Source organism: Candidatus Edwardsbacteria bacterium (assembly GCA_031082425.1).
Taxonomy (GTDB): domain Bacteria; phylum Edwardsbacteria; class AC1; order AC1; family EtOH8; genus UBA2226.
The window spans coordinates 44939-70725 of record JAVHLB010000004.1; the positions used below are offsets into that span (position 1 = coordinate 44939).

Annotated in this window: 21 protein-coding genes and 2 tRNA genes; 10 read left to right on the forward strand and 13 right to left on the reverse strand. The window is 54.2% G+C overall.

Features of this window, described 5'->3' with window-relative positions:
• Positions 1–97: 97 nt before the first annotated feature.
• A tRNA-Gln gene (locus tag RDU76_05040) sits at positions 98–171 on the forward strand.
• A gap of 384 nt (positions 172–555) precedes the next feature.
• Here the strand turns inward: RDU76_05040 and RDU76_05045 are convergent.
• The 8 genes from RDU76_05045 to RDU76_05080 all read right to left on the reverse strand — a co-directional run bounded on the left by RDU76_05045 (position 556) and on the right by RDU76_05080 (position 7412).
• Positions 556–1017 (reverse strand): arsenate reductase ArsC, encoded by a 462-nt coding sequence (locus RDU76_05045; GenBank protein ID MDQ7798295.1) that lies wholly within the window; start codon positions 1015–1017, stop codon positions 556–558.
• Between the two features lies 1 nt (position 1018).
• Positions 1019–1684, reverse strand: coding sequence for a phosphate signaling complex protein PhoU (gene phoU / locus RDU76_05050; GenBank protein MDQ7798296.1), 666 nt, complete (start codon positions 1682–1684; stop codon positions 1019–1021).
• 41 nt (positions 1685–1725) lie between these two features.
• Positions 1726–2493 (reverse strand): phosphate ABC transporter ATP-binding protein PstB, encoded by a 768-nt coding sequence (gene pstB, locus RDU76_05055; protein ID MDQ7798297.1) that lies wholly within the window; start codon positions 2491–2493, stop codon positions 1726–1728.
• A 1-nt stretch (position 2494) separates the two neighbouring features.
• A complete protein-coding gene (gene pstA, locus RDU76_05060; GenBank protein ID MDQ7798298.1) occupies positions 2495–3409 on the reverse strand; it encodes a phosphate ABC transporter permease PstA in 915 nt (304 codons plus the stop codon).
• 7 nt (positions 3410–3416) lie between these two features.
• Positions 3417–4343: a phosphate ABC transporter permease subunit PstC gene (gene pstC, locus RDU76_05065; GenBank protein ID MDQ7798299.1), complete on the reverse strand. Its 927-nt coding sequence runs from the start codon at positions 4341–4343 to the stop codon at positions 3417–3419.
• Between the two features lie 86 nt (positions 4344–4429).
• Positions 4430–5263 carry a phosphate ABC transporter substrate-binding protein gene (locus tag RDU76_05070; GenBank protein ID MDQ7798300.1) on the reverse strand — a complete coding sequence of 278 codons (834 nt, stop codon included), beginning with the start codon at positions 5261–5263 and terminating at the stop codon, positions 4430–4432.
• Positions 5264–5287: 24 nt separating this feature from the next.
• Positions 5288–6610 carry a porin gene (locus RDU76_05075; protein MDQ7798301.1) on the reverse strand — a complete coding sequence of 441 codons (1323 nt, stop codon included), beginning with the start codon at positions 6608–6610 and terminating at the stop codon, positions 5288–5290.
• Between the two features lie 91 nt (positions 6611–6701).
• Entirely contained in the window at positions 6702–7412 is a 711-nt protein-coding gene (locus RDU76_05080) for a CehA/McbA family metallohydrolase (protein MDQ7798302.1), read from the reverse strand.
• A gap of 179 nt (positions 7413–7591) precedes the next feature.
• Between RDU76_05080 and RDU76_05085 the strand changes: the two genes are divergently transcribed.
• The 7 genes from RDU76_05085 to RDU76_05115 all read left to right on the forward strand — a co-directional run bounded on the left by RDU76_05085 (position 7592) and on the right by RDU76_05115 (position 18085).
• A complete protein-coding gene (locus RDU76_05085) occupies positions 7592–8278 on the forward strand; it encodes a response regulator transcription factor (protein ID MDQ7798303.1) in 687 nt (228 codons plus the stop codon).
• Positions 8278–10026 carry an ATP-binding protein gene (locus RDU76_05090; protein MDQ7798304.1) on the forward strand — a complete coding sequence of 583 codons (1749 nt, stop codon included), beginning with the start codon at positions 8278–8280 and terminating at the stop codon, positions 10024–10026. Before RDU76_05085 ends, RDU76_05090 begins: the two co-directional genes overlap by 1 nt.
• A gap of 369 nt (positions 10027–10395) precedes the next feature.
• Positions 10396–12084, forward strand: coding sequence for a potassium-transporting ATPase subunit KdpA (gene kdpA, locus RDU76_05095; GenBank protein ID MDQ7798305.1), 1689 nt, complete (start codon positions 10396–10398; stop codon positions 12082–12084).
• A gap of 9 nt (positions 12085–12093) precedes the next feature.
• Positions 12094–14169: a potassium-transporting ATPase subunit KdpB gene (gene kdpB, locus RDU76_05100; GenBank protein MDQ7798306.1), complete on the forward strand. Its 2076-nt coding sequence runs from the start codon at positions 12094–12096 to the stop codon at positions 14167–14169.
• An 8-nt stretch (positions 14170–14177) separates the two neighbouring features.
• Positions 14178–14744, forward strand: coding sequence for a potassium-transporting ATPase subunit KdpC (gene kdpC / locus RDU76_05105; protein ID MDQ7798307.1), 567 nt, complete (start codon positions 14178–14180; stop codon positions 14742–14744).
• A gap of 7 nt (positions 14745–14751) precedes the next feature.
• Positions 14752–17415 (forward strand): sensor histidine kinase KdpD, encoded by a 2664-nt coding sequence (locus RDU76_05110; GenBank protein MDQ7798308.1) that lies wholly within the window; start codon positions 14752–14754, stop codon positions 17413–17415.
• Positions 17405–18085, forward strand: coding sequence for a response regulator transcription factor (locus tag RDU76_05115; protein ID MDQ7798309.1), 681 nt, complete (start codon positions 17405–17407; stop codon positions 18083–18085). Before RDU76_05110 ends, RDU76_05115 begins: the two co-directional genes overlap by 11 nt.
• Positions 18086–18319: 234 nt before the next feature.
• Here the strand turns inward: RDU76_05115 and RDU76_05120 are convergent, their stop codons facing one another.
• Positions 18320–19825 (reverse strand): sensor domain-containing diguanylate cyclase, encoded by a 1506-nt coding sequence (locus RDU76_05120; GenBank protein ID MDQ7798310.1) that lies wholly within the window; start codon positions 19823–19825, stop codon positions 18320–18322.
• Between the two features lie 226 nt (positions 19826–20051).
• Entirely contained in the window at positions 20052–20456 is a 405-nt protein-coding gene (locus RDU76_05125) for a CxxC-x17-CxxC domain-containing protein (protein MDQ7798311.1), read from the reverse strand.
• A gap of 266 nt (positions 20457–20722) precedes the next feature.
• Between RDU76_05125 and RDU76_05130 the strand changes: the two genes are divergently transcribed.
• Both RDU76_05130 and RDU76_05135 read left to right on the forward strand, forming a co-directional pair.
• Positions 20723–20798, forward strand: a tRNA-Glu gene (locus tag RDU76_05130).
• A gap of 159 nt (positions 20799–20957) precedes the next feature.
• Positions 20958–21323 (forward strand): helix-turn-helix transcriptional regulator, encoded by a 366-nt coding sequence (locus RDU76_05135; protein ID MDQ7798312.1) that lies wholly within the window; start codon positions 20958–20960, stop codon positions 21321–21323.
• A 74-nt stretch (positions 21324–21397) separates the two neighbouring features.
• Here the strand turns inward: RDU76_05135 and RDU76_05140 are convergent, their stop codons facing one another.
• The 3 genes from RDU76_05140 to RDU76_05150 are packed head-to-tail and all read right to left on the reverse strand — an operon-like array spanning position 21398 to position 25765.
• Positions 21398–22300, reverse strand: coding sequence for a DMT family transporter (locus RDU76_05140; protein ID MDQ7798313.1), 903 nt, complete (start codon positions 22298–22300; stop codon positions 21398–21400).
• A gap of 2 nt (positions 22301–22302) precedes the next feature.
• Positions 22303–22806 carry an inorganic diphosphatase gene (locus RDU76_05145; protein ID MDQ7798314.1) on the reverse strand — a complete coding sequence of 168 codons (504 nt, stop codon included), beginning with the start codon at positions 22804–22806 and terminating at the stop codon, positions 22303–22305.
• A 25-nt stretch (positions 22807–22831) separates the two neighbouring features.
• Positions 22832–25765, reverse strand: coding sequence for a UvrD-helicase domain-containing protein (locus tag RDU76_05150; GenBank protein MDQ7798315.1), 2934 nt, complete (start codon positions 25763–25765; stop codon positions 22832–22834).
• Positions 25766–25787 lie beyond the last annotated feature (22 nt).

Below are 25787 nucleotides of genomic sequence, written 5' to 3' on the forward strand. Positions count from 1 at the left end.
CACCAAAGTGTACATCATAAATGGCCGCGTTATGATTTTCTTAATTGACAAGCGTCCTGATTTGATATATAATTACCTCTCTTGATTATTCATACATTGGGGGATCGTCCAACGGCAGGACACATGGCTCTGGACCATGGTATCGGGGTTCGAATCCCTGTCCCCCAGCCATAAAAAGACTGCGGTTAAATTCGCAGTCTTTTTGCTTTGCCCGTAAAAAAACCCCGCTACCGATAAATGTCGGGGTTCTCGGCCTGATATTAGGCAAGAAACCCAGCGGCGGCTGATCCGCCGCATTTTATACCCCATATCATGCCTCAGGCGGTGAATCCCCTGTCCGCCGAAGTTTGCGCATATTGCTATCACAACGCAGGCGGGCTGCCCCTCAGCCACTATTTTTACAAAGCAAGACAATTCAACGATTATCCTTGCTTTTTCTTATCATGTTTTATACTGTTTGGTTCATGGATAAAATACCAAAGCCCATTGGCATTATGCCAATGGGCTTTCACGACGGAAGACACATAGTAGACCAGACTAGAGGGTTTAACCCTGCTAGGAAATTCCACCCGTATCAGGATGGTTTGGTTTATTGATCTGTTTGATGAAATCTTCGACGGCTTTTTTTATGCTGTCCCTGACCGCAATGGTCCTTTTCAGTTTCTCCTGATCCGGGCCGGTAAAAGCGCCGGGGTCCGGAAAACTCCATTGCAGCCTCTGAGCTATGCCGGGGAAGACCGGGCATTTATCTTCTTCTTTGATATCACACACCGTTATTACATAATTATACAGCTGCCCCTTGAGGTATAGATCAAAAACGCTTTGTGCTTTTTTCCCTGATATATCTATTCCCATTTCGGCCATGGCCCGTATAGCATATGGATTCAGTTCCCCGGGCTCCAGGCCGGCGCTATCGGCCTTAAAACGATCCCCCGCCAGGTGATTGAGCAGGGCCTCGGCCATCTGGCTGCGGGCCGCATTATGGCGACAGATGAACAGAATTTTTGTTTTTTCCATTTCATTTCTCCTGATGGTGCTTGATGACTTTGGCCTGGCAAATGTAGATCACCTCTTCACTGATATTGGTAGACAGGTCGGCTATCCGCTCCAGATTGCGGCTGATCAGTATCAGCCCCAGGGCCCGGCTGATGGCTTTCGGCTTCTCGAACATATAGGTCATCAGTTCCCGCAAGGTTTGATCCTTAAGCTGGTCTACCTGGCTGTCGGTGGCGCAAACCTGACGGGCCTTTTCCACATCCTCATGGACAAAGCTATCCAAACTATCCCTGAGCATCGAAGCAACCAAATGTGCCATCCGGGGAATATCTACCAGGGGCTTTAACGGCGGCTCCTGGCCCAGCTTCAGGGTGCATTGGGCGATATTCACCCCGTGGTCGCCGATGCGCTCGATATCGTTGTTTATCTTTATTATCCCGATCAGCAGCCTCAGATCTTTAGCGGCCGGCTGGTGGCGGGCTATCAACGAGATGGCGTCGTTCTCTATCTCTATCTCCAGCCTGTCGATCTCCCTGTCCAAGGCCATGATCTGCTCGGCCTTGGCCAGGTCCCTATGTAAAAGCGATTCCACCGCCTGGCTGATTATCTGCTCGGCCTTGGACGCCATCAAAAGCAGTTTTTCCTTTATCTGCTCCAGCTCACGGTCGACGTGTCTTCTTTGTTCCATAATGCCGTTCCTTTTGTTTTATTTATTGAATGTCATTCAAATCATCCGAACCTTCCGGTGATATATTCTTCGGTCAGCTTGTTGCCTGGATTGGTCATCATCTTCTCGGTGGGGCCGAATTCCACCAGTTTGCCCAGCATCAGAAAAGCGGTGAAATCTGACACCCGGGCGGCCTGTTGCATGTTATGGGTGACGATGACAATGGTATATTTTTCCTTGAGGCGGAATATAAGTTCTTCGATCTTGGCAGTGGCAATGGGGTCCAGGGCCGAGGCCGGCTCGTCCATCAGGATGACCTCCGGCTCGACCGCCAAAGCGCGGGCGATGCATATCCGCTGCTGCTGTCCGCCGGACAGCTCCATGGCCGAACGGTGCCGCCGATCCTTTACCTCGTCCCAGATGGCGGCCTCCTTTAATGACCGCTCCACCACCTCTTCCAATTTTTCCTTGGCCGGAACGTTATCGCCCATCCTTACCCCGAAGGCCACGTTCTCGAATATAGATTTCGGAAAGGGATTGGGCCTTTGAAAGACCATGCCCACCTTGCGTCGCAACTCCACCACATCTATATCCCTTTGATAGATGTCCTCCCCGTCCAGCAGGATCTGCCCCTCTACCGTCACGCCGTCGATCATTTCGTTCATCCGGTTTATTGACCGCAATAGGGTCGACTTCCCGCAGCCCGACGGCCCGATGATGGCGGTCACCTTCTTTTCGGGGATCATCATCGAAATATCCTCCAGGGCCTTGGTGCGATTGTAGTATAGGTTGAATTCCTTTATTTCCAACCTATTGTTTCCGGTCTGCATATTATCTTCCCTTTCTAAGCTGGCTTCTGGTGCGGGATCTTATGATTATGGCGATGATGTTTAGCGAAAAGGTTAGGGCCAATAGTACCAGGGTGGCTCCCATGGCTATAGGCACCGTGGCGTCTATATCCGGCGATTGGGTGGTCATTACGAATATATGGTAGCCCAGGGTCATGAACTGGTCGGTGGGCAGCTTGGGCAGGTACGGCAGGTAATAGGCCGCCCCGGTGAACATGATTGGAGCCACCTCACCGGCCCCCCGGCTGATGACCAGCACCACTCCGGTCAGGATGCCGGGGATGGCTTGGGGAAGCACCACATGCCTTATCGATTGCCACTTGGTGGCGCCCAGGGCCAGGGCTCCGGCCCGTTCCGCCTGGGGAATGGCCCGGAGAGCCTCCTCGGTGGCCACTATGATCATCGGCAGGTTCATCAAGGCCAGGGTCAGCGAGGCCCAAAGTATGCATGGCTGTCCGAACAGGCCGGTCTGTCCCAGCGAGTGGTCAAGCCCCCCCCCGATGAACTGGATGAAAAAACCCAGCCCGAACAGGCCGAAGACGATGGAGGGGACGCCGGCCAGATTGTTGACCGCCCCGCGGATCAGCTTGGTCAGAATGAAACCGGGCCGGGCGTACTCATGTAAATAGACTGCGGTGGCCACGCCTACCGGCACCACCGCGATCAGCATCAGCATCAGCGAGAATACCATCCCGAATATGGCCGGAAATATCCCGCCCTTGGTCATGCCATCGGCGGGCGCTTGGGTCAAAAATTCCCAACTGATGCTTTTATATCCGCCGATAATAACCGTGCCTAGTATGATCGCCAGAATGGCCAGGATCAGCAGCACCGCCGATCCGGTCAGGCCAATTTTGAGTTTATCTTTGATATTTCTTAAGTTTATCTTATTTGTCATATGTCACCTATTTCTTGGCCCCGTAAAGCTTGCTCATCAGCCCGTCGAACAGCACCCAGGAGGTCATGTTTATCGCGAAGGTGACCAGGAACAGGACCAGCCCGATGAAGAACAGGGCATGGTAGTGTCCGCTGCCAAAGACCACCTCTCCCAGCTCGGCCGCGATGGTGGCGGTCATGGTCCGGGTGGAATTAAGAGGATTGAATGAGAACAGCGGGGCATTCCCGGCCGCCATCAGCACCACCATGGTCTCCCCCACCGCCCGTCCCATGCCGAACAGAACCGCTGCCGACACCCCGGGCAGGGCCGCCGGCAGAACCACTTTTAGGGCCGTCTGCCAAGGGGAGGCCCCCAGCCCCAGGGCCGCCTCCCGGAACGACCGGGGGACCGCATTGATGGCATCCTCGGCCAGTGAATAGATGGACGGAATGACGGCAAAGCCCAGGGCTATCCCGGCATTGACCGCATTTAGCCGGATCTCCCAGCCGAAGATATTTTTTAGAAAAGATGCCATAACTATCAGGGCAAAGAAGCCCAGCACTACCGAAGGGATCCCGGCCAGCAGCTCCACCGCCGGCTTGATGAATTCCTTTAAACGGCGCCCGGCGAACTCCGAGCTATAAAGAGCGGCGGAGATAGCCACCGGAACGGCTAAAAACAATGCGATCAGGGTCACCTTTAAGCTGCCCAGGATGATGGGCCACAGCGAGAACCGGGGATTATCCGACACCGGCTGCCAGGCGATGCCGTTGAAGAATTGGCCGAAGGTTATCTCCTGCTGCACCTCGCTGTTGAAGAATATCGGCAGCGACTCCCTCATGATGAATAGGAATATCAGGAATACCACCACGATGGCGAAGGTGGCGGTGATCTTGATGTTTCCCTCGATCAGGGATTCCCCGAGATATTTGAATCTCCTTTTCTTAAGGCTCATGTTCTTGATTCCTTTGATAACGGGAAATCCAAGGGGTCTCTTTGGTCGCGAAACCCCCTGGATCAAGCCCCTGAATGACGGTGATATTATTTTACGGTAAAGTATCCCACCTTTTTCACCACTTCCTGGCCCTCGGGGGAAAGCACCCAAGCGACCATCTTCTTGATCTCGCCGCTGGGCTTGCCCCTCAGGTACCAGTAAAGGTCGCGGGCCAGGGGATACTGGCCGCTCTTGACGGTCTCGGCGGTGGGCCGGAAACTGCCTTTAGCGGTCTTGATGGCCACTTCCTTGACCCCCTTGGCGTAAGCCGCCCCGCCGTAGCCGATGCCGAATTTATCCTTGGCCACCGCATTGACCACCGCCGCGGTCCCCGGCAGGGACTGCATGCTGGAAGTATAGTCGGCATTCTTCATGGCCGATTCCCGGAAGAAGACGTAGGTGCCGGAGCTGTTCTCGCGTCCGTAGACTATGATCTTGGCATCGGACCCGCCCAGCTGGGACCAGTTGGTGGTCTTGCCGGTGTAGATGTCCCGGATCTGGTCCAGGGTCAGCTCGTCCACCGGGTTTTTCTCGTTGACATAGATGGTCACCCCGTCCTTGGCCACCGGAATCTCGGTGCCCATGTTGAAATAGCGCTCGCGTAGTTTCTTCTTTTCGGAATCCTTCATGCTCCGAGAGGCCTGGCAGATGTCGGTGGAGCCGTTGATCAGCGCGGCGATCCCCACCCCCGAGCCGCCCCCGGTCACCTGGATCACCACCCCGGGGTTCTTCTGCATGTACAGCTCGGCCCATCTCTGCCCCAGCATCAGCAGGGTATCGGAGCCCTTAATGGTTATGGCTTTCCCGGCCATGACAAAACTGCAGGTCAGGATGACCACCAGGGCCAGCGAGGCCCAGAATCTGATATTCTTGAATTTCATTTGCTTATCTCCTAAATATTTATATTAGAATTTGATCTGCATCTGGGCGGTGATCTTGTCGTCCTGGTAGGTCTTATACTGGGAATCGGGGTTCTGGGCCAGGGTCATGTTGGTATGGTACAGGGTGCGGTCCACCGCCAGGGTCAGCCGGACGGCGGCATCCCACCAGTAGTTGACGGCCAGGGAGATGTTGGAGGTCTGGTCGTACTCCAGGGCCGCGGCGGTGGTATTGAAGGTAGTGGTGTCGGAGGAAATGTTGGGGTCATAGCTGTCCACCCGGAAGGCCAGCCCCAGCTTGTCGCCGATGTTCTGGATGCCCATCACATAGAGGCCCATGACCTCCTTCTCCCGGGATTCGCCCTTGACCACCTCGGCCAGCAGGCCGGTGCCGCCCACCGGCAGGAACTGGTGGTAGAACTCCAGGGCCCCGCCCATCCGGCCCTTGTAATGGTCGGCCGAATCCTTGCTGGAGGAGAACTTCTCCCGGCCCTCGTACCAGGAGCCGCTCAGGGCCACCAGCCCGAAGTCGTAGCGCACCCGGCCTACAACATCCTTGGGCTTGGTGGGATCAAACCAAGTGAAAGTGGAGTTGTCCACTCCATAGCCGTTGTAAACACCCAGGTCTACGCCAAGGTTTTTCACCGGTGTGAAATTAAGCTTGACGCCCCGGTCCCGCTCTCCCTTGAACAGGGCGCCCGACATGGTGCTGCGCTCCGGAACCTCACGCACCGATGAGGAGCGTTCGATCTCCACCCCGAACGGCCAGTTCATCTGGCCCATGGTCAGGTTGAACTTCATTGCGGTCCAGGGCTCGCTCAGGGTTATCCAGGCCTCTTTGAGGGTAACGGTATTCTTGGAAAAGTCTGGATAAATGCAATACTGCGACGTGGCCGATGGAGTGTAGACGAATTTTATTCTGCCCCGGCGGACGTAGAACCAGCTGGAATCGGCTTTGGTGTCGACCGAATTGGCGGCGCTGTCGATCTTGTCATGATTGACATACTCGAAACGGGTCTGGATGTATCCCGAGACCTTGAGCTTCTTCAGTCCTCCGATATCGCTCTCGGCGGTCAGCATCCTCTCTTCCATCCCGGCCAGTTTGTCGTGGGCGGCTGAAACCTTTTCTTCCACCACCTGGACCGGGGTCTGCTCCTGCTTGTTCAATTGATCCTTGGCGGAGCTCAGCTCCTGGCCCAGGCTGTTCACCTGAGATGTCAGGGCCTCCATCCTCTGCTGAAGGTTTATCACCGCGGTGTCCGGCTTCGCTGTTCTTGACCTCTGGGCAAACGCCGTCTGGCAGGCCATCATTACTGCCAGGCTGAATATCATCACCTTTACCTTGCTCATTTCTGCTCCTTACGTTTATTTAATGTTGATTTTGTTTTGCCATTATACCTTTCGGGCGTTAGGGATAAATTGTGTCAAAGTTAAAAATGCGTTAACTTGCCGCCATCTGGTCAATGACCCCTCCCTTGGGCCCGTACAGGGCCATTTTGCCCCACAGGTATTTCATGAGAAAGTCCCATAATGCTTTACCGGCCGATCTGCCGCTTTTGGCCCGCACCGCCTTGTTCCTAATGGCCGAGTAGAGCATGGCTGCTCCCCTTCCCGGGAAAACCGTATATCCCTGGCCGATGGCTTCCGGAGTGTGGGCATCGGAACCTCCCACCCCCGCCAGCCTGATTTTGGAGTTGAATTTTTGGGTATAGGCATTGCTGAACCCTTCGGTGGGAGAGCCGTTAACCGTCTCAATGGCATCGAACTGCAGGCTTTCCACCAGGGTTCCCACCCCGCCGCACTTGAACAATTTAAGCCATAGTGAGAACGGATGCACCGCCACGGCCAGGCCTCCCTGCCGGTGGATCTCATCCACCGTGGCCTCGGCGGTCAATAGAGGCCGGATCCGGTCTTTTAAAAACAGGCCCACCACATGCCCGTCCGAGGTGGTTATTTCCTCCCCGATTATCACATCAATATTAAGCCCCCATCTAACCGCCAGCTCCCGGGCCTTAAGGGCGCCCTCTATTTCGTTGTGGTCGGTTATGGCGATGGCGTCCAGTCCTGCGGAGATGGATTTTCGCAGAACCTCTTCAATTGTTCCGGAGCCGTCCGAATATACCGTATGGATGTGTAGATCTGATTTACCCATATTCTTTTTTAAAATTCTGCCTTAATATAACCTTTTTCAGTTATGAGATGATTACCGTAATATTAAATTCATATTAAATGTGATTTAACCGGAAATTAACAATCTCTTAACCTTTTTTCTCTTTACTTTATATATAATTTACACTATTATTTAACTGAACATATGGAGATGTTTAAGATATGCCCAAGAAGATATATATTGCGGAGGACGAAAAGGACATCGCCGATATCGTCAGGCATTACCTGAAGAATGCCGGCTATGCGGTAGAGGTCTTTGAAGATGGGGAAAAAGCTTTGCGTAGGATACGGCTTTCGGTCCCGGATCTTTTATTGTTGGACTTGATGCTTCCCGGCATGGATGGCCTGGAGATTTGCCGCCTGCTGAGATCTGAACCGCCGACAAAAAAATTACCGATAATCATGCTGACCGCCAAGGGCGAGGAGACCGACAAGATCGTCGGCCTAGAGATGGGGGCTGATGACTATATCACCAAACCCTTCAGCCCCAAGGAATTGGTGGCCAGGGTCAAGGCCCTTTTCCGCCGTAACCAACCGGATTTGGAAGCAGTAAAGAAAATTCAATATGGAAAACTTTTCCTTGATATCGAGACCCACACCGTATCCCTGAATAATAAGGAAGTGACGTTGACCGCCAAGGAATTCGCCCTGCTGGAATATCTGCTGCAACGCAAGGGCAAACTGGTGTCGCGCGATAACATACTAGATGCGGTTTGGGGCATGGATTATTACGGGGGCAACCGCACCATCGACGTTCATATCCGCCACCTGCGCGAAAAGATACCCCTCTTGAAGGCCTCCCTGGCCACCGTAAAATCATTCGGTTACAAATTGAAGGACGAAAAATAATGGCCAAAAGCCTCAAGGCACGGTTGCTTTCCCTCACCCTGCTGACCATAGTCTCTATGATAGGCCTGCTGAGCATTTATCTTTCGATGGTCAGCCGCCATTACCTGCTTAATATAACTCTCAAGGGGATGGAACCTCTGGCCAGACTGACTGCGGAAAATATCTCCATTTCCTTGACCGGTCCCGCTTCTGTCGATTTGGATTCTCTGGCTGATGGCTATTCCGGGATCACCGGGTACCGCATGACCATCATCGATGCTGATGGCACGGTTTTGGGTGATTCCGACGAGGACGGCATGAACTTGGCCGCCATGGACAATCATCTGGGCCGGCCAGAAATACGAACCGTTTCCCGAACCGGAAGCGGGCATTCATTGCGCTACAGCCAAACGTTAAAGAAGGAGCTGATTTACCTGGCTGTCCCCGTTAATGTCCGGGGCAAGCCCTGGGGTTATTGCCGCATTGCCTGGCCGTTCACCGATTTCTCCACTTACCGCTGGCATTTGTTCTTTTCTCTGCTAACCGGGTTTCTGATAGCTGCCGCCCTTTTGATCTTCATTTACAACACCTACTGGAACTCAGTCATCAGATCGATAAATAAAATTGAGGAGGCGGTAGCCCGAATAAGCGGCGGCGACCTTTCCGCCCGGGCACCTACCAACCAGGGAAGCACGGAATTGGATTTTATCGCCGGATCGCTCAATACACTGGCCCAGTCATGGGAAAACACCCTGTCCGACCGTGACGGACAAAGGCTCCGTCTATCAGCGGTCTTGCAAAGCATGTCCGAAGGAGTGCTGGTGATTGACAATCGCCAAAGAATAACGATGATAAATGCTCCGGCCTGCCGCATGTTCGGCCTGGAACATTCCGATTGCCAGGGCAGATTGCTTATTGAGGTCATACGCCATCCCGACATAGGAGAATGGTCCCGCCATTGTTCCTCCGGCCTCGAATTTGCGGTCGGCAACAAGAGCTATCTGGTTCACGGCTCGCCCCTGGAAAGCAACAAGCAGGATTCGGACATCGTAATCGTGGTCAGCGACATCACCGACTTTAAAAAGCTGGAGAACATCCGCAAGGATTTCGTGGCCAATGTTTCTCATGAGCTAAAAACACCCCTGTCGGCCATAATAGGCTATAGCCAGGCGCTCAATGACGGCAGTTATCAGAATAAAGACCAGATGCGTGATTTTTTGGAGCGGATACACCGGCAATCGGAGCGCATGAATCGGATAGTGAGCGACCTTCTGACGTTGTCCTCTTTTGAAACGGGAAGTTATGCCATCAATCTGCAGCCGGTCCTGCTAAAAGACCTGGTGCAGCGGGCTGTTGAGAACATACAGCAACCGGCCGGCCAAAAGAAACAGACAGTATTGGTGAAAGATATTCCCGAAAGCTGCCAAATAAAGGCCGATGAGATCAAAATGATACAGGCCTTGACCAACCTTATGGATAATGCCACCAAATATACACCGGAAGGCGGCCGGATAGAGGTTTCTGTCGAACTCAAGGATAATATCGTTCGTATCAGGGTATCAGATAACGGATCGGGCATATCTTCCGAGCACCTGACTCGTATTTTCGAAAGATTTTACAGGGTTGATAAGGGGCGTTCTCGCGAAATGGGGGGAACCGGCCTGGGGCTGGCTATCGTCAAACATATCGTAGAAATGCATCAAGGAAAAGTTGGTGTTTCAAGCCAGATCGGAAAAGGTAGCGAATTTTGGGCAGAATTGCCGATATAGCATCAAGTTCTGGCTCCCTGGTTTTTATTCCGATAATATCAAATGGATAGGGAACCAAAACAGCCCCACCTCAGCTATGAGATGGGGCTGTGAACCATGGTGCGGGGTAAGATTACTTTTCTGTTAATTGAACAATGCTATGTTAGTGAAGGTCTGGAATGTAGATATAGCCTTTGTATTCACAGATTGCAGTTCGGACTTGAAGGGCGATATTCAGCCATACAGACATACGAACTGAAAAGAGGCAACCAATTTGGTTGCCTCTTATTTTATTGCATAAAAGATGATGCCTATTTTTTAACACTTTTTTAATGCCTTTATACCCCTATTTAACTTGACCAAACTGCTGTTTGGCCGGATAATGAGGGCATGAAAACAAATGATTGGTATTTTTTCCTTTTCTACGGCGCTGCGCTTACAGCAACGGCTCCGTTGATCGGCTACTGGATGGCCAGGGTTTTGAACGGGCAGCGCAGTTTCCTCACCCGTTTCATCGGGCCGGTTGAAAATGGTGTCTACAAACTGGCTGGCATCCAACCGGACAAGGAAATGCATTGGAAAACCTATTTGCTGTCACTTTTGGCCTTTAACGGAATAGGCTTTACCGTGCTTTTCATCCTCCAACTGACCCAGAATAACCTGCCGCTTAATCCCCAGCACCTGCCAAACGTACCAGGTTGGCAGGCTTTTAATACGGCCGTCAGCTTTATGACCAACACCAATTGGCAGGCCTATGCCGGGGAAAACACCCTCAGCCCCCTGGTGCAGATGGCGGGGCTTGGCGTCCAGAATTTTCTAAGCGCCGCCACCGGCATTGCTGTGTTGCTGGCCTTTGCCCGGGGTTTGGTCCGCCACTCAGCGGAGACTATCGGCAATTTTTGGAGCGATGTGACCCGGACCACATTGTATGTTTTGCTGCCGCTGTCGCTGCTCTTTTCCCTGATCCTGGTCCAACAAGGGGTGGTCCAGTCGTTCCGGCAGAATGTAACCGCTAAAACGCTGAACGGCACGGAGCAGATCATTCCGCTGGGCCCGGTGGCTTCACAGGTGGCCATCAAACAACTAGGCACCAACGGCGGCGGTTACTTCGGGACCAACAGCTCCCATCCGTTTGAGAACCCAACCCCGCTTACTAATTTCCTGGAAGTGCTGGCCATTCTTTTGCTCCCGGCGGCGCTGGTGTTCATGTTCGGAAAGATGATCGGAAACAAAAAACACGCATGGATGCTGTATGGCGTGATGCTGTTGATGCTGGGGGGCGGGCTGGCCCTGTCCTGCGCGGCAGACGATCAACTGGCAAAGCAGGTCCCAGGTCTCTCCCTGGAAGGTCGGGAATTCCGGTTCGGCCGGGCGGCCAGCATACTGTGGAGCGTGGCCACCACGGCCGCTTCCAACGGCTCGGTCAATTCCATGCACGACAGCATGGCGCCTTTGGCCGGTCTGGTTCAGATGTTCAACATGATGGTCGGAGAAGTGATCTTCGGCGGGGTGGGCAGCGGAATGTACGGTATGCTGTTATACGTCCTGCTGACCGTTTTCATCGCCGGGCTGATGGTGGGACGTTCGCCCGAATACCTGGGAAAGAGGATAGACCGTTATACCGTGATCTGGGCCAGCATCGGCCTGCTGCTGCCGTCGGCGGTCATCCTTTTGGGCACGGCCCTGTCGTGCTTGTCCCCGTCGGGTTTAGCTTCGCTCTTAAACGGAGGACCTCACGGTTTCAGCGAGATATTGTACGCCTGGACCTCGGCGGCAGCCAACAACGGCAGCGCCATGGCGGGGCTCAATGCCTCCACAAATTTCTATACTATCGGGCTGGGTGCAGCCATGTTGTTGGGAAGGTTCGGGGTCATCGTCCCGGTTTTAGCCATAACCGGACGCCTGGTCCAGGGCAAGTCGGTGCCTCCCTCGACCGGGACCTTTCCCACCGACACTCTTACTTTTGCGGCCATACTGATAGCCGTGATCCTGATAGTCGGCGGACTCACTTTCTTTCCGGCGCTCTCGCTGGGCCCGATGATCGAGCATTTGCTTATGGAAACCGGCAACCTGTTTTAAGGGACTAATATGAGTTCAAACCATGTCGCAATAAAAACGTTTGACCAAGCCATGCTGATCCGGGCGGCCCGGGAAGCTTTAAAAAAACTATCTCCCCAGGCCCAGCTGCGGAATCCGGTGATGTTCGTGGTTTTTGCCGGGGCGATATACACCACAATAGCCTGGGGCTTCAACCGCTCGTCCTACCAGATCATGATTGCAAGCTGGCTGTGGTTCACCGTTATCTTCGCAAACTTCGCCGAGGCCCTGGCCGAAGGCCGGGGCAAGGCCCAGGCCGATTTCCTTCGCTCCATGCGCCGGGTGGGAAAGGCCCGGAAGATGGTGGACGGCCGGGAGGAGTCGGTGGTCCCAGTGGACCTGCACGTGGGCGACACCGTGGTCTGCGAGGCCGGGGATATCATCCCTTCCGACGGAGAGATAATAGAGGGCATAGCCAGCGTTGACGAGTCGGCCATCACCGGCGAATCGGCCCCGGTCATCCGGGAGAGCGGCGGGGACCGCAGTGCAGTTACCGGAGGCACCAGGGTCTTAAGCGACCGGATATTGGTCCGGGTCAGCAGCGAGCCGGGGCATTCCTTCATCGACAAAATGATCGCCTTGGTGGAGGGAACGAACCGCCGCCAAACCCCCAACGAGCAGGCGCTCAATGCACTTATTATTGGTTTGACGGCGTTGTTCCTGCTGGTGGTCTTTACCGTACCCGCCTGTTTGGGATATGCCGTGACTTCAGGGGGACAGCAACAGGGATTTAATGTTGATATGACGACATTGATAGCTTTGTTAGTGTGTCTGATCCCGACCACCATCGGCGGACTTTTAAGCGCCATCGGGATCAGCGGGATGGACCGGCTGGTGCGCCGCAACGTGTTGGCTACCAGCGGACGGGCGGTGGAGGCGGCCGGAGACATAGACGTGCTGCTGCTGGATAAGACCGGCACCATCACCTTTGGCAACCGGATGGCCACCGACTTTATCCCGGCCCGGGGCGTCACTTCCGGTGAGTTGGCTTCCGCCGCCCAATTGGCCTCGCTGGCCGACGAAACACCGGAAGGCCGTTCCATCGTGGTGCTGGCCAAGCAGCAGTATAACCTAAGGGAAAGGAACCTGTCCGAGCCCCATGCCCAATATGTCCCTTTTACGGCCAAAACAAGGATGAGCGGGATTGACCTGACCGAAGGCGACCGGGTGCGGCAGATCAGAAAGGGAGCGGCCGATGCCATCCTTGGCATGATCCGCAGCCAGGGGGGCTCATTTCCCGATGAGGTGGCTAAGGCCGTGGAATCCATATCCCGGCAGGGCGGCACGCCATTGGTGGTTTCTGACAACCGGCAGGTGCTGGGGGTGATCCAGCTGCGGGACGTGGTCAAGGGGGGGATCAGGGAGCGTTTCGCCCAGATGCGGCGGATGGGGATAAAGACGGTGATGATCACCGGCGATAACCCCCTGACCGCGGCCGCCATCGCCGCCGAGGCCGGGGTGGACGACTTCATGGCCAATGCCACGCCCGAGGATAAGATGGTCAGGATCAAGCAGGAACAGGCCAAGGGCAGGCTGGTAGCCATGACCGGGGACGGGACCAATGATGCCCCGGCCCTGGCCCAGGCAGATGTGGGTGTGGCCATGAACACCGGGACCCAGGCGGCCCGGGAAGCCGGCAACATGGTGGACCTGGACAGCAATCCCACCAAGCTGATCGAGATCGTGGAAACCGGCAAACAGTTGCTGATGACCCGTGGGGCATTGACCACCTTCAGCATAGCCAACGACGTTTCCAAATATTTCGCCATCATCCCGGCTATATTCGGAGGGCTTTACGCGATCGCCGGCCGTTCCGGCCCGCTGTCTGCGCTGAATATCATGCGGCTTTCCTCGCCCCAGAGCGCGGTGTTGAGCGCGGTGATCTTCAACGCTCTGATCATCATAATGCTGATACCCCTGGCCCTGCGAGGCGTGACCTACCGCCCGCTGGGGGCGGCGGCATTACTGCGCCGCAATTTGGTGGTCTACGGTTTGGGCGGTCTGATAGCGCCATTCATTGGCATCAAGATTATTGACCTGATGATCCATTGGCTGAGAATAATTTAAAGGCAGATATGAGAAGAATATTTTTTATCGCATTAAGACTGTTCCTACTGATGACGGTCATCACCGGGCTGCTTTATCCGCTGGCGGTCACCGGCCTGGCAACAACCTTGTTCCCCAAAGCGTCCCGGGGCAGCTTGGTCACCAGAAAGGGCGAGGTGGTGGGATCATCACTGCTGGCCCAAAGCTTCGACTCTCCCGCCTATTTCTGGCCCCGGCCATCGGCTTGCGGTTATGGCACCATGCCCTCGGGGGCCAGCAACCTGGGTCCCACCAGCAAGGCCCTGCGGGTCCAGATCGCTGGGCGCATTCGCTCATGGGAAGCAGGAACCGCAACTGACGGGGTTCTTTTTCCGGAAATGGTCAGCGCTTCCGGTAGTGGACTGGACCCGCATATCAGCCCGGAAGCGGCCAGGGCTCAGCTGGCCGGAATTGCAAAGGCCCGACGGTGGAACCCGGAACAGATGGAAGCCGCACGGCAGACTTTGGGCGAATTTACCGAGCACCCCCTGCTCGGATTCATCGGACAGCCCCGTATCAACATTTTCTTGTTGAATTTGGCAATGGATAAGATATAATACCTCTATGGCTGAAAACACCAAAGATAGCCTTTCCCCGGCCCCGGTCTCCCAAACGGGACGGTTGAAAGTATTTCTGGGTATGTGCGCCGGAGTTGGCAAAACGTACGCCATGCTTCAGGATGCCCGGAGGGAACTGCAGGCCGGCCGGGATGTGGTGGCGGCTTTGGTGGAGACCCATGGCCGGCGGGAGACCCAGGCGCTGTTGGAAGGATTGCCCCGGATACCCAAGCTTAGGACAAGCTACCGCGATATCACGCTGGAGGAGATGGACCTGGATGCGGTGCTGGAAAGAAGGCCCCAGCTGGTGCTGGTAGACGAGGCGGCCCATACCAACATCCCCGGCAGCCGGCACCCAAAACGTTACCAGGACATCGAGGAGCTCCTGGCCGCCGGCATTTCGGTCTACACCACCCTCAATGTTCAGCATCTGGAAAGCCGGGCGGACGTGGTCCGGCAGATAACCGCGGTGATGGTCCATGAAACGGTGCCCGATTCGCTGCTGGAAAGGGCCGATGAGATCCAGGTGATAGACCTGACACCTGATGACCTGCGGGAGCGACTGGCCGAAAAAAAGGTATACCTGGGGCCGGCCGCGGACATCGCCGCCGTTAATTTCTTCAAATCCGAGAATCTGACCGCCTTGCGGGAGATGACCCTGCGGGTGGCCGCCGAACACACCGACAAATCGCTGAGGGACGAAATGCGGGTGCGCGGGATCGACGGCCCCTGGAAAGCCGGGGAACGACTGATGGTCAGCATAGGTGCCAGCCCTTATTACGAAAGCCTGATCCGCTGGACCCGGCGGGTGGCCGGGGCTTTGGACTGCGGCTGGCTGGCGGTGTACGTCGAAACCGATGTCCCTCTGGGAAAAGCAGAGACGGAGGATCTGACCGGCAACCTTTCCCTGGCCCGGCAGCTTGGGGCCGAGGTCATCATCGTGGCCGGGCATAATATGGCCCAGACCCTGCTGCGGGTGGCCCGGGAGCACAATGTCAGCCAGATAGTCATAGGAAAATCCCAGGAGCCATGGTGGCATTCCCTGATGCACGGCGGATCCCTGGCCCAGAGGCTCATCCGGCATAGCGGCCTGATAGATATCTACATCGTACAGCCGGATAAAACGCAGACCAACAAACAAGCCCCCTTCCGGCCGAAAATCTCTGGCACCCCCCAGGCCTGGCTGGCAGCTGGCGGCATCACCGCCGTTCTGACGGTGATCTTTCTCCTATTCTCCCGGACCATAGGATATGCTGCCATCGCCCCGCTTTACCTGCTGTGGGTGGTGATAGCCGGGCTGAAATTCCCGCGAAGCATAGTGCTTACAGTGGCGGCCGTCTGCGCTTTGCTGTGGAATTACCTTTTTATCCCGCCCCAATATACCTTTGACATCAGGAATTTTCATGATGTCACCATGTTCTTGATGTTCTTCGTGGTGGCGCTGGCCATCGGCCAGTTGACCGCCAAATTAAAGGCTACCGAGTCCACCGAGCAGAAAAGGGAGCGCCGGACCGCCGCGCTTTATGAATTGGCCAAACAGGCCGCTCTAGCTCCGGAACTTAACACCGGGCTGGAAGCCGGGGCCAGGCTGGTGGAAAATCTGCTTAACAGCCGGATCGCCCTGACCTTGCGGCAGCCGGACCGCAGCCTGGCTGCCCAATCACATCCGGCAGGGTCGCTGGAATTGAGCCCCAAGGAGTACAGCGTGGCCGCCTGGGTTTTTAGCCGTGGCCGGCCGGCCGGCCGGTTCACCGACACCTTAACGGATGCGGCAGCACTGCATCTGCCGCTGCAGGCCCGCACCGGGATATACGGCGTGATATCGGTTCAGCCGGTGAGAAGCAGGGCCTTCGACATCAGCGAACGTGATTTGTTGGAGGCACTGACCGGGCTGATCGCCGCCATCCTGGAAAAGGACCATTTCATCCAGGCCTTCAACCGGGCCGAGGTGATCGTGGCCTCGGAACAATTGCGCCGGGCCTTGTTCGACAGCGTTCCCCACGAATTGAAGACCCCGCTGGCTGCCTTGAAGACCGGATTTGAAACCCTGCTTATGCTTACTAAACCGGAAAACGAGGCAGCGGTTGAAGCCCGAGCGGAAGTGCGCGGTGCTTTGCACCGGATGCAGGTAGTGGTAAATAATCTGCTGGACATGACCAGGATCCAGGCCGGAGTGGTGCGGCCCAAGCTGGATTGGGCCGATGTCGAAGATGTAGTGAACGCAGCCGTAGATCTGGCTGGGGATGCTCTTTCCCGGCACCGGGTCATCGTCCGGATAGGGGAAAATGTGCCGGCGATGAAAATTGACCAGGCCCTGCTGGAGCAATCTATATGCAACCTTCTGATCAACGCCGCCAACTGGGGTCCGCCGGGCTCTGGAATCACCATCGTGGCTGGCGTCAAACAGGGAAGGTTTAAACTGTCAGTAACGGATGAGGGACCTGGTATACCCGAGCGGGATCTGGACAGGGTGTTCGATAAATTTTACCGGGCTTCCAATGCCCCCACCGGCGGCACCGGCCTGGGCCTTTCCATAGTCGAAGGTTTTGTGAAGGCTCACGGGGGAAAAGTAACGGTAAACAACCGGCCCGAGGGCGGGGCAGAATTCGGCATCGACCTGCCTGTGGAAACCATGTTAATCGGGAAAGAAGAGGCCCAGAATGAAACCTAAGACCAAAGCCCTGATCATAGACGATGAGAAGGCTATCCGGCGGCTGATACACCTGGTGCTGGCCGAGCACGGCTATCAGGTGTTCGAGGCCGAGACAGCCGGGCAGGGACTCAGCGAGGCCGCCCAGCGCAAGCCCGATGTGGTTCTCCTGGACCTTGGCCTGCCTGACATGGACGGGCAGGATGCCCTGAAAAGGCTGAGGGAATGGAGCAATGTCCCGGTATTGATCCTTTCGGTGCGCAGCGGTGCCGAGGAAAAGGTCAAAGCCCTCAACCAGGGAGCCGACGACTATATCACCAAACCGTTCGACGTGCCGGAACTGATGGCCAGGCTTAATGCCATCCAACGCCGGGCGGCGGACACCACCGTCGATCCGGTCTTTGCCGCCGGGCCGCTGATGATTGATTTCAAAAACCGGGTGGTTCAGGTGAATCACAAGGAAGTCAGCCTAAGCTCCACCGAGTACGCCCTGCTGCGAATACTGGCCCAGCACCTGGGAAAGGTCATAACCCACAAACAGTTGCTGCGGGAAGTATGGGGAACCGCGGCCGAGGACCGTTCTCAATATTTAAGGGTATATATGACACATTTAAGAAAGAAGATAGAAGGTCCGGCCGGGAAAAGGATGATCAAGACGGAAGTGGGCATCGGCTACCGGCTATCTGTTTAATCTTCCGAATATAGATATAACTAAAACAGCCCCACCTCCGTTGAGAGATGGGGTGGTGCGCTTGGGCGTAGGGCAAAATCATTTTTCCGCTAATTGAATAATAGTCCGTTGCCGAAGGTCTGGGATGTAGATATAGCCCTTGTATTCTCAGACAGCGATTCGGTCTTTGTCCACTACCCTAGCCAGTGATACAAAAGAGGCAACCCATTGGGTTGCCTCTTTTGGCTTGGTCGATCAATCCTTATAGACGCAAACCCGGTTCCTGCCGTATCTTTTGGCCTTATAGAGGGCCACATCGGCCGATTTTAACAGCCCGTCCACTGTTGCTTCCTTGGATGCCGTAGCGGATATGCCTATCGATACCGTGAAGAAGACGGCATCGCCCCCGGGGAGGGTGACCGATGTCTCGGAAAGTTTTTCCCTGATACGCTCGGCTATAGTTTGGGCCTGGATTTTGTTGGTTTCGGGAAGAACTATGGCAAACTCCTCCCCGCCCATGCGGGCAAAAATGTCTATGTTGCGGATCATGCCCAGGCAGGTCTTGCAGAGCGCCTTAAGCACCTGGTCTCCGATATCATGCCCGTGCGTGTCGTTGACCTTTTTGAATTTGTCGATATCCAGCATCAGAAAAGCCATCGGTCTGCTGGATCGCTTGCCTCGCGACAGCTCCCGCCCGGCCAGTTCGAAGAAATGGCGTCGGTTGCTGATGCCGGTCAAATGGTCGGTCTGGGCCTGCCGTTCAAGCTCCTTGGATTTTTCCACCAGTTGATCCTTTATTTTCAATAGCCGGCCGGCCAGCAGTGCAATGCCGATCAGCAGTCCGAAGATCAGGACCAGGCCGGCGATCTGATAGAGGCATTGCTCCCTCCATTGCTCGAGGTCCTCCTTGACGGCCGAAGATACTACCACTATATAGGGAAAATCCCCTACCTTATAAAAGGCGCTAATCCTTTCCTGTCCGTCCCAGGGAGACACAGTTATGGACTGCAGCATTTTTATACTTTTGGATAAAAAAACCTCCAAGACCGGATAGTTTGCTTTCTTTCCTTCGGCCTTGGCAATCTTAGGTATGTGCAGCAACAAGATCCCGACCGGATCGACCACGGCTATGGCCCCGGTATTTGCAAAATCAGCGTCCCCAAAAAGACCGGCCATCTGTTTTGCGTAAAGGCCGGCATAGATGACCCCGAACAGGCCATTTCGCCCCTCCATCCGGATGGCGCGGGAATAGGCGAACCATATGTCCTTGGTGTTCAGTTCTTCGAACGCTCCCGAACAGTGGATATCCTCGTCGGGATGCGATGATAGATAGGAAAAGTACTCCCTGAACGAGCGGTCGGCCCCGATGCTTTCCTTGACCGGCCCGGACCGGTCAACCCCGCTGACAAAGACGCCCTTGGCATTCATGATACCCAGTCCGAATATCCAGGGATGGGTGTTGATCTTTTTCAACAGAACCGCATTCAGCTTGTCCGTGGCCTCTTTATTTGGGCCGTCTATAAGACGGGGCATCCTGCCGTTGACATCGTCATGGATGCCGCGCATGATGTAGTCGATCTCCCTGAGTGCACCCGATAACCGCTGGGCGGAGATCTTGGCGATATTGGCATTCCGCTGTTTGGCGTTTTCGATCAGAGTTTGGCGGGTATGCACCAGTTGATAGACCTCCAGAAGGCCAATCATCGCCCCTGCCAGCAGGGCCAGCAACGGAAAATAGTTCTTTTTGATCTCGATCTTCACAATGATCATGCTCCGGTAAACAACATCGCTGATTCGATGTTCTGAAGAAGGGTGGGGTTAATCCACTGCTGGGCCATATTTGACCTTTTCTTTGCCCTGTGCTTTTAATGCTATCACTCCATACAGCATTTGTCAACTATAAATCCAGCATAAAGTCGCACCATTTTCTATCTTGAAAATTAAGCGGGCCGAAGCAAATTGCTTCGGCCCGCTTCTACAAAACAAGTTATTCGCCCTCCAGGGCCCGCAGGATCTTGTCCAGCTTGATATTTATCTTATCCAGCTCCTTTTGCACCTGGTCTCCGCTGCCCTGGCCGGAATGCTCCCGGGGGGCAAACCGGTCGGGCCTGGAAAACCGCGGGCGCTCGGGCCGGTCAAAGCGCCGGGGCGCCTCCGAGCCCTCCATTTTCCTGAAGCAGTCACGGCAGTAGATGGGCTTGCCTCCGGTGGGCTTGAAGGGGACCTCGCAGCTTGTTCCGCAGCTATCGCAGGTGGCCGGATGCATCTGTTTATCAAAGCTCCCTTTGCCGAAATCCTTCCCCCCGCGGGGGCCGAACTTTTTGGGGCCCCGGCTGGGGGGTCGGCTGGAACCCTTTTTTTCAAATTTGTTATCGCGATCGAATTTTTTCATTTTTTCTTCCATTATCTATTATTTAATTAAGGTCAGGGCCATCAATACCGGCCACCCCTTTGAGATAAGTATACACCGGTTGAGCCTTAATTACAAGCCTAAATGGATAGGGTGGTTTACCGGCTTTTGCCGATCGGCACCGGGTAAGGCCCGCGGTTTTTTGACTATTGACTTTTGGGGGATAATATTATAGAATATACATCTGTTCAATTAAAATACTGGGTTTGCTTGACCATAAAAGAGGCGGGATCTCACACATAATCTGCGGCGCTATCGTCTAGTGGCCTAGGACGGATGGTTCTCAGCCATCAAACCGGGGTTCGATTCCCCGTAGCGCTACCACATAAAGGGATGCCTCTTGCGGCATCCCTTTATTATAAATAATGATTTTACCGCCTATTTACATTTACAATTTTCCCCCTTATAATGATAAGGCAAGTGTTTGCTGGATTGGTATCCATCAATAATAGATATATTTTAACCATAAATAAGGATGACATCATGGATACTTTCATCAGATTGTTGGGCGACCGGGTCCGCAAGCTGCGGAAAGCCCAGGGGCTCTCCCAGGAGAAACTGGGAGAGAAGGCCGGTTTTGATTACCGCTACATAGGCTTTATCGAGCAGGCCAGGGTCAACCCCACCATCAAGACCCTGGAGAAGGTGGCTAATGCCCTTAATGTATACCTTTGCGACCTCTGTCCCAGTGAGGAGGATCTCAACAAGAACAAAAAGGGCGTTCCCGCCCAGGCCACCGAGCGGGAGAAAACCCTGTCCAAGATCATGCGCCACCTGAACAAGATAGACAACAGCAAACTGAAGAACATAGAACGCATCATCAAGATCACGGTAGAGAACGACAATTGATCAGTCCGCCCCAACGGAAAAGACCGGCATAAAATGCCGGTCTTTTTTATTTTGGGCCAACCTCTATGATGGTTTCATTCATCCGTTCTCATAACCTGCCAATTACCTTCGGCCTGGGAAATAAAAAGCCCAGCCAAAACAACCACCATTCCTATTATCTTTTGCCAGCCGAAGCTCTCCCTGAACCATAAATAAGAAAACACCGCCGTAATAACCGGAATGATATTTGCAAAAATGTTGGTCCGGCTTAATCCCAGCTCCCGGACCGCCACGGTTATCAGCAAGAAAGCCAGGGTAGAAGCAAAAAGGGCCAGGTTAAGCAGGGTTATTATAAGGTCCCTTCCGGGAACGATGCTGATGAAATTCTTAAATCCCAAGAACATAAAGATCGGTAAAAACAAAAGCCCTCCGATGATATTCTGGTTCCTTACTATTACCAAAGGGGAATAGACCGCCGAAAGTTTCTTGAGCATTATGCCATAAAATACCGCACTTATTACAGCACAAAATAATAGCAGAATTCCCTTCAGCGAACCGGATAAAGAGCTTTCCGGACCGCTGATCATCAGCACCACCCCGGCAAAAGATAGGATAAGACCAATTATATTGACCGCCTTGAGTTTTTCCTTAATAAAATAAAAGGCTATTACCGGCGTCACAACAGGGATGGTCGAGATTATAATGGCAGCGGTGGTGGGAGAAACCAGCCTTATCCCATAGCTCTCGCCCAGGAAATAACAGAATGGCTCAAAAAAAGCCAGCAGCAGGAATTTTTTCAGGTCTCCGGAACGGATTTTCTGTTCCTTCTTAAAGACCCATATGAAAATCCCCAAGAATACAGCCGCCAGCACCACTCGGATGAATACCGTCGTTATCGGCTGATAATACTGGTAGGTTTGCTTCATCCAAATGAACGAGAACCCCCAGAAAAATGACGGAATTACCGCACAGGAGTATATCAGTAGTTTATTCTTCAATGCTATTGGTGCTTCTGGCCGAAAAAGCGATCTTTGGCTTCCTTGATCACCATAACCGCTGCAGCTTTGTCCTGCCAGCCTTCAATCCGGACGCTCTTTCCCTCCAAATCCTTGTAGATGGAGAAGAAATGGTTTATTTCTTTTAGCAGGTGCGGCGGCACATCATTTAGCGAATTACAGTGGTTCCACAAAGGATCGGTGGTAGGAACACAGAGGATCTTCTCATCCTGCCCTTTTTCATCAAACATGACAAAGACCCCGATGGGCTTGGCCTCAATGACGCATCCTGGGAAGGTCGGTTCCCAGACCAACACCAGGACATCCAGGGGATCGCCGTCCAATGCTAGGGTATTGGGAATGAAGCCATAATCGCTGGGATAATGCACTGAGGAGAATAGCATGCGGTCGAATTTTATAGCACCGCTTTCCTTATCATATTCATACTTATTGCGGCATCCCTTTGGAATCTCTATGGTAACTGTGATGACGCTGTTTTGGATGTTCATATTTCCTCCACTGTGTTTTTAGTATTCACCCGCATATGATCTGGTATTGGCATTGTCCGCAGCTGCGCTCGTTTTTGACCGGTTTGAAATTGCCCGCCCGGATGTCCTCCACCGTTCGGTTGACTGCCGCTTTTATCTCTTCCATCTGTTTTTCGCTCCTTGCCGTGCTTATTTTCTCCCCCTGTTTAACAAAGTAAAGCGAATATATTTTCGGTTTAAGTCCCAAAGCCTGGTGACAGGCCAGGGCATACACCGTAAGCTGCTCGTCCTTGTCCACCTCTTTCTGGGGTCGGCTTTTTCCGGTCTTGTAGTCTATGACCTCGTAATCACCATCAGGCAATCGGTCTATCCTGTCTATCCGCCCCACCAGCTGGCAGCTTGCCAGCCTTACGGAGAATTCCTTCTCCAGCATTTCCGGGACGGATTCCCGGCGGGCATCCATCTGGCAGTACTTCTCCAATAATTCCAGGCCTTCCTGATACATCGCCTGCTCATGTTCCTGGCTTTTGTATCCCACCGGCACCCAGCGTTTACGGTATATCTCCTTAAGCTGTTCTCCGTTGATGCTTTTGCCGGCGGCTAGATTTTGATGATATTCATTCAAGGCATCGTGGATGCTTTTTCCGAAGCTGGCATTGTGGGCCGGGGTCTCCGGGATCTTGAGGATATATTTCAACTTGTAGAATCTGGGGCATTTTTCATAATCCTTGAACTGGCTGTAGGAAAAACGCGTTACCTCCGCTGGCGACGGGGGGGGACTCTGCTCCCAGACCAAGGCTTTGGTCTGGGCCGCCGCTGGCAGCAGCCCCACCCCGGCCGGGATCATTTGGGGCGGAGTTTCCCCCAAAGCCTCGGCAATGAAGCCAGACGGCTTGAACAGCTTTTTGGCGGTATACATTTCAGCCGCGGTCAGATACAGCTGCTCCCTGGCCCTGGTCAGGCCCACATAGAAAAGCCGCCTCTCCTCCTGAATATGAAAATCTCCGGCCGGCTTATCCTCGGGGACCAATTCATCGGGCAGTTCTATCTGGTCGCTCAGGTTCCTGCCCGGGAAACGCAGGTGCGCCAGCTGCACCATGAACACCATCGGATATTCCAGGCCCTTGGCCGAATGGACCGTGGAAAGTGTCACCACGTCAACATCCTCGATCACCGCCTGGGCCGGATCGTCCCCGGCCTCGTCCATCAGCTTTAGCCACTCGGCAAACGCCTTTACCGTCCGGTCTCCACTCAATGATTCGAACTGATTGAGCTTGGCCAGGAACAAACCGATGTTCTTGATCCTGAGCTCCTCCTCCGGGGTCTCGGGGAAGCCGCCGATGCGGGCATAATTGGTCTGCCGGATGAAATCCAGCAGGACCAGGGAGGCCGGCTGTCTCCGGGACAGCTCCAGGTGGGTCTCTATCAGATCCTTTATTTTCTTGATCTTTTCGATGCTTTCCGGGGTGATGGCATTCAGAGCCGAAAATCCTTTTTTCTCGGTGTGGTGGTCATCGGATCCAGCTGCCTCAGCTTTTGCCTTTTCGCTGGGATTGGCCGCTGCATCCATGGTTTCATACAAAGGCTGATTGATCAGCCGGGAATGGGCCAACAGCCGGGTGATATCCTCCATCGGCAGTTCAAAGCATTCCAGGGTCAACAACCTGAACAGGGCGGCGTTATCGTAAAAATTGTGCAGCACCTGAATGTAGGCTATCAGGTTCTTCACTTCCTCCAGGTCATAAAGTCCGCGGTTGCCCACCAATTGGTAGGGGATGCCCCGCTGTTTCAAGGCGGTTACGAACGGCAGCAGATGATCGTTGTTCCGCGACAGAATGGCGAAATCCGACGGTCTCCGCCCTCCGCCCTGCAGATGCCGCCAGATCTCTTCGGACACCCAGGAAGCCTCATCCTCGGCTGATTTAAAGGATAGGTACCGGATGTCGTTATCCGCCTTTCCGGCCAGGGACTGGAGCTTCTTATCCACCCTCTCCGATGCCTCCAGCCGGTCGGGGTTGTTGAACTGTATCAAACGATAGGCGGCATCCAATATCCTCTGACCCGAGCGATAGTTGTCGGTGAGCACCACGGTTCTAGCTTCCGGAAAATCCCTTCGGAATTGCAGGATATTGCTGATGGATGCCCCCCGGAACTTGTAAATGGACTGGTCGTCATCCCCGCAGACGGTTATATTTTTCTCCTGTCCCACCAGCAGTTTCAGCATCTGGTTCTGGCTGTAATTGGTGTCCTGATACTCGTCCACCAGAAGGTATCTGAACCGTTTCTGATATTTCATGCCAAGGCCGGGCTTTTCTCTGAGGGCCTTCAGGCAGTAGGTCTGTAGGTCGGCAAAATCCATGAAACCATGATCCAGCATCAGTTTTTGGTAGCCAAGATAAGCCCGGGCCACTTCCAGCTGTTTCGCAGCATCCTCCAGGGTGGCCTTATCATCGCTTTTAAGATCCGCCGCTTTTTTATCGTTGTCCTCCGCCCATTGTAAATATCTCCCGGCTGAAATATCCTCGTCCTTGGCTCTGGAGATGACCCTCAGCAGGGCATGAATGAACTGGGCCGGATTTGACAGCGGCCGGTAATAATCCAGCTGAAATTTGAATAGATTCTGCCGGACGAACAGCCAGACCTCGGGCTCGGTCAATATCCGGTAACTGGTATCCAATCCTATCTCCAGGCCGTCCTGGCGCAGCAGCCTCTCGCAGAACGAATGGAAGGTTGATATCCAGATCTCCTCGTGCCCGATGGGCAGTCCGGCGTCCACCCGGTCGGACATCTCCCGGGAGGCCTTCTCGGTAAAGGTCAGAGCCAGTATCTCCGAGGGCTTGGCCTTCTTTGATTCTATCAGATATCTTATCCGCTCGGTGATCACCCTGGTCTTGCCGGTGCCGGCCCCGGCAATTATCAGCAGCGGCCCATTCCCATGCGTGACGGCGCTTTCCTGTGATCTGTTTAATCCCCTGGCCATATCAGCTCATTCCCCTTGGCAT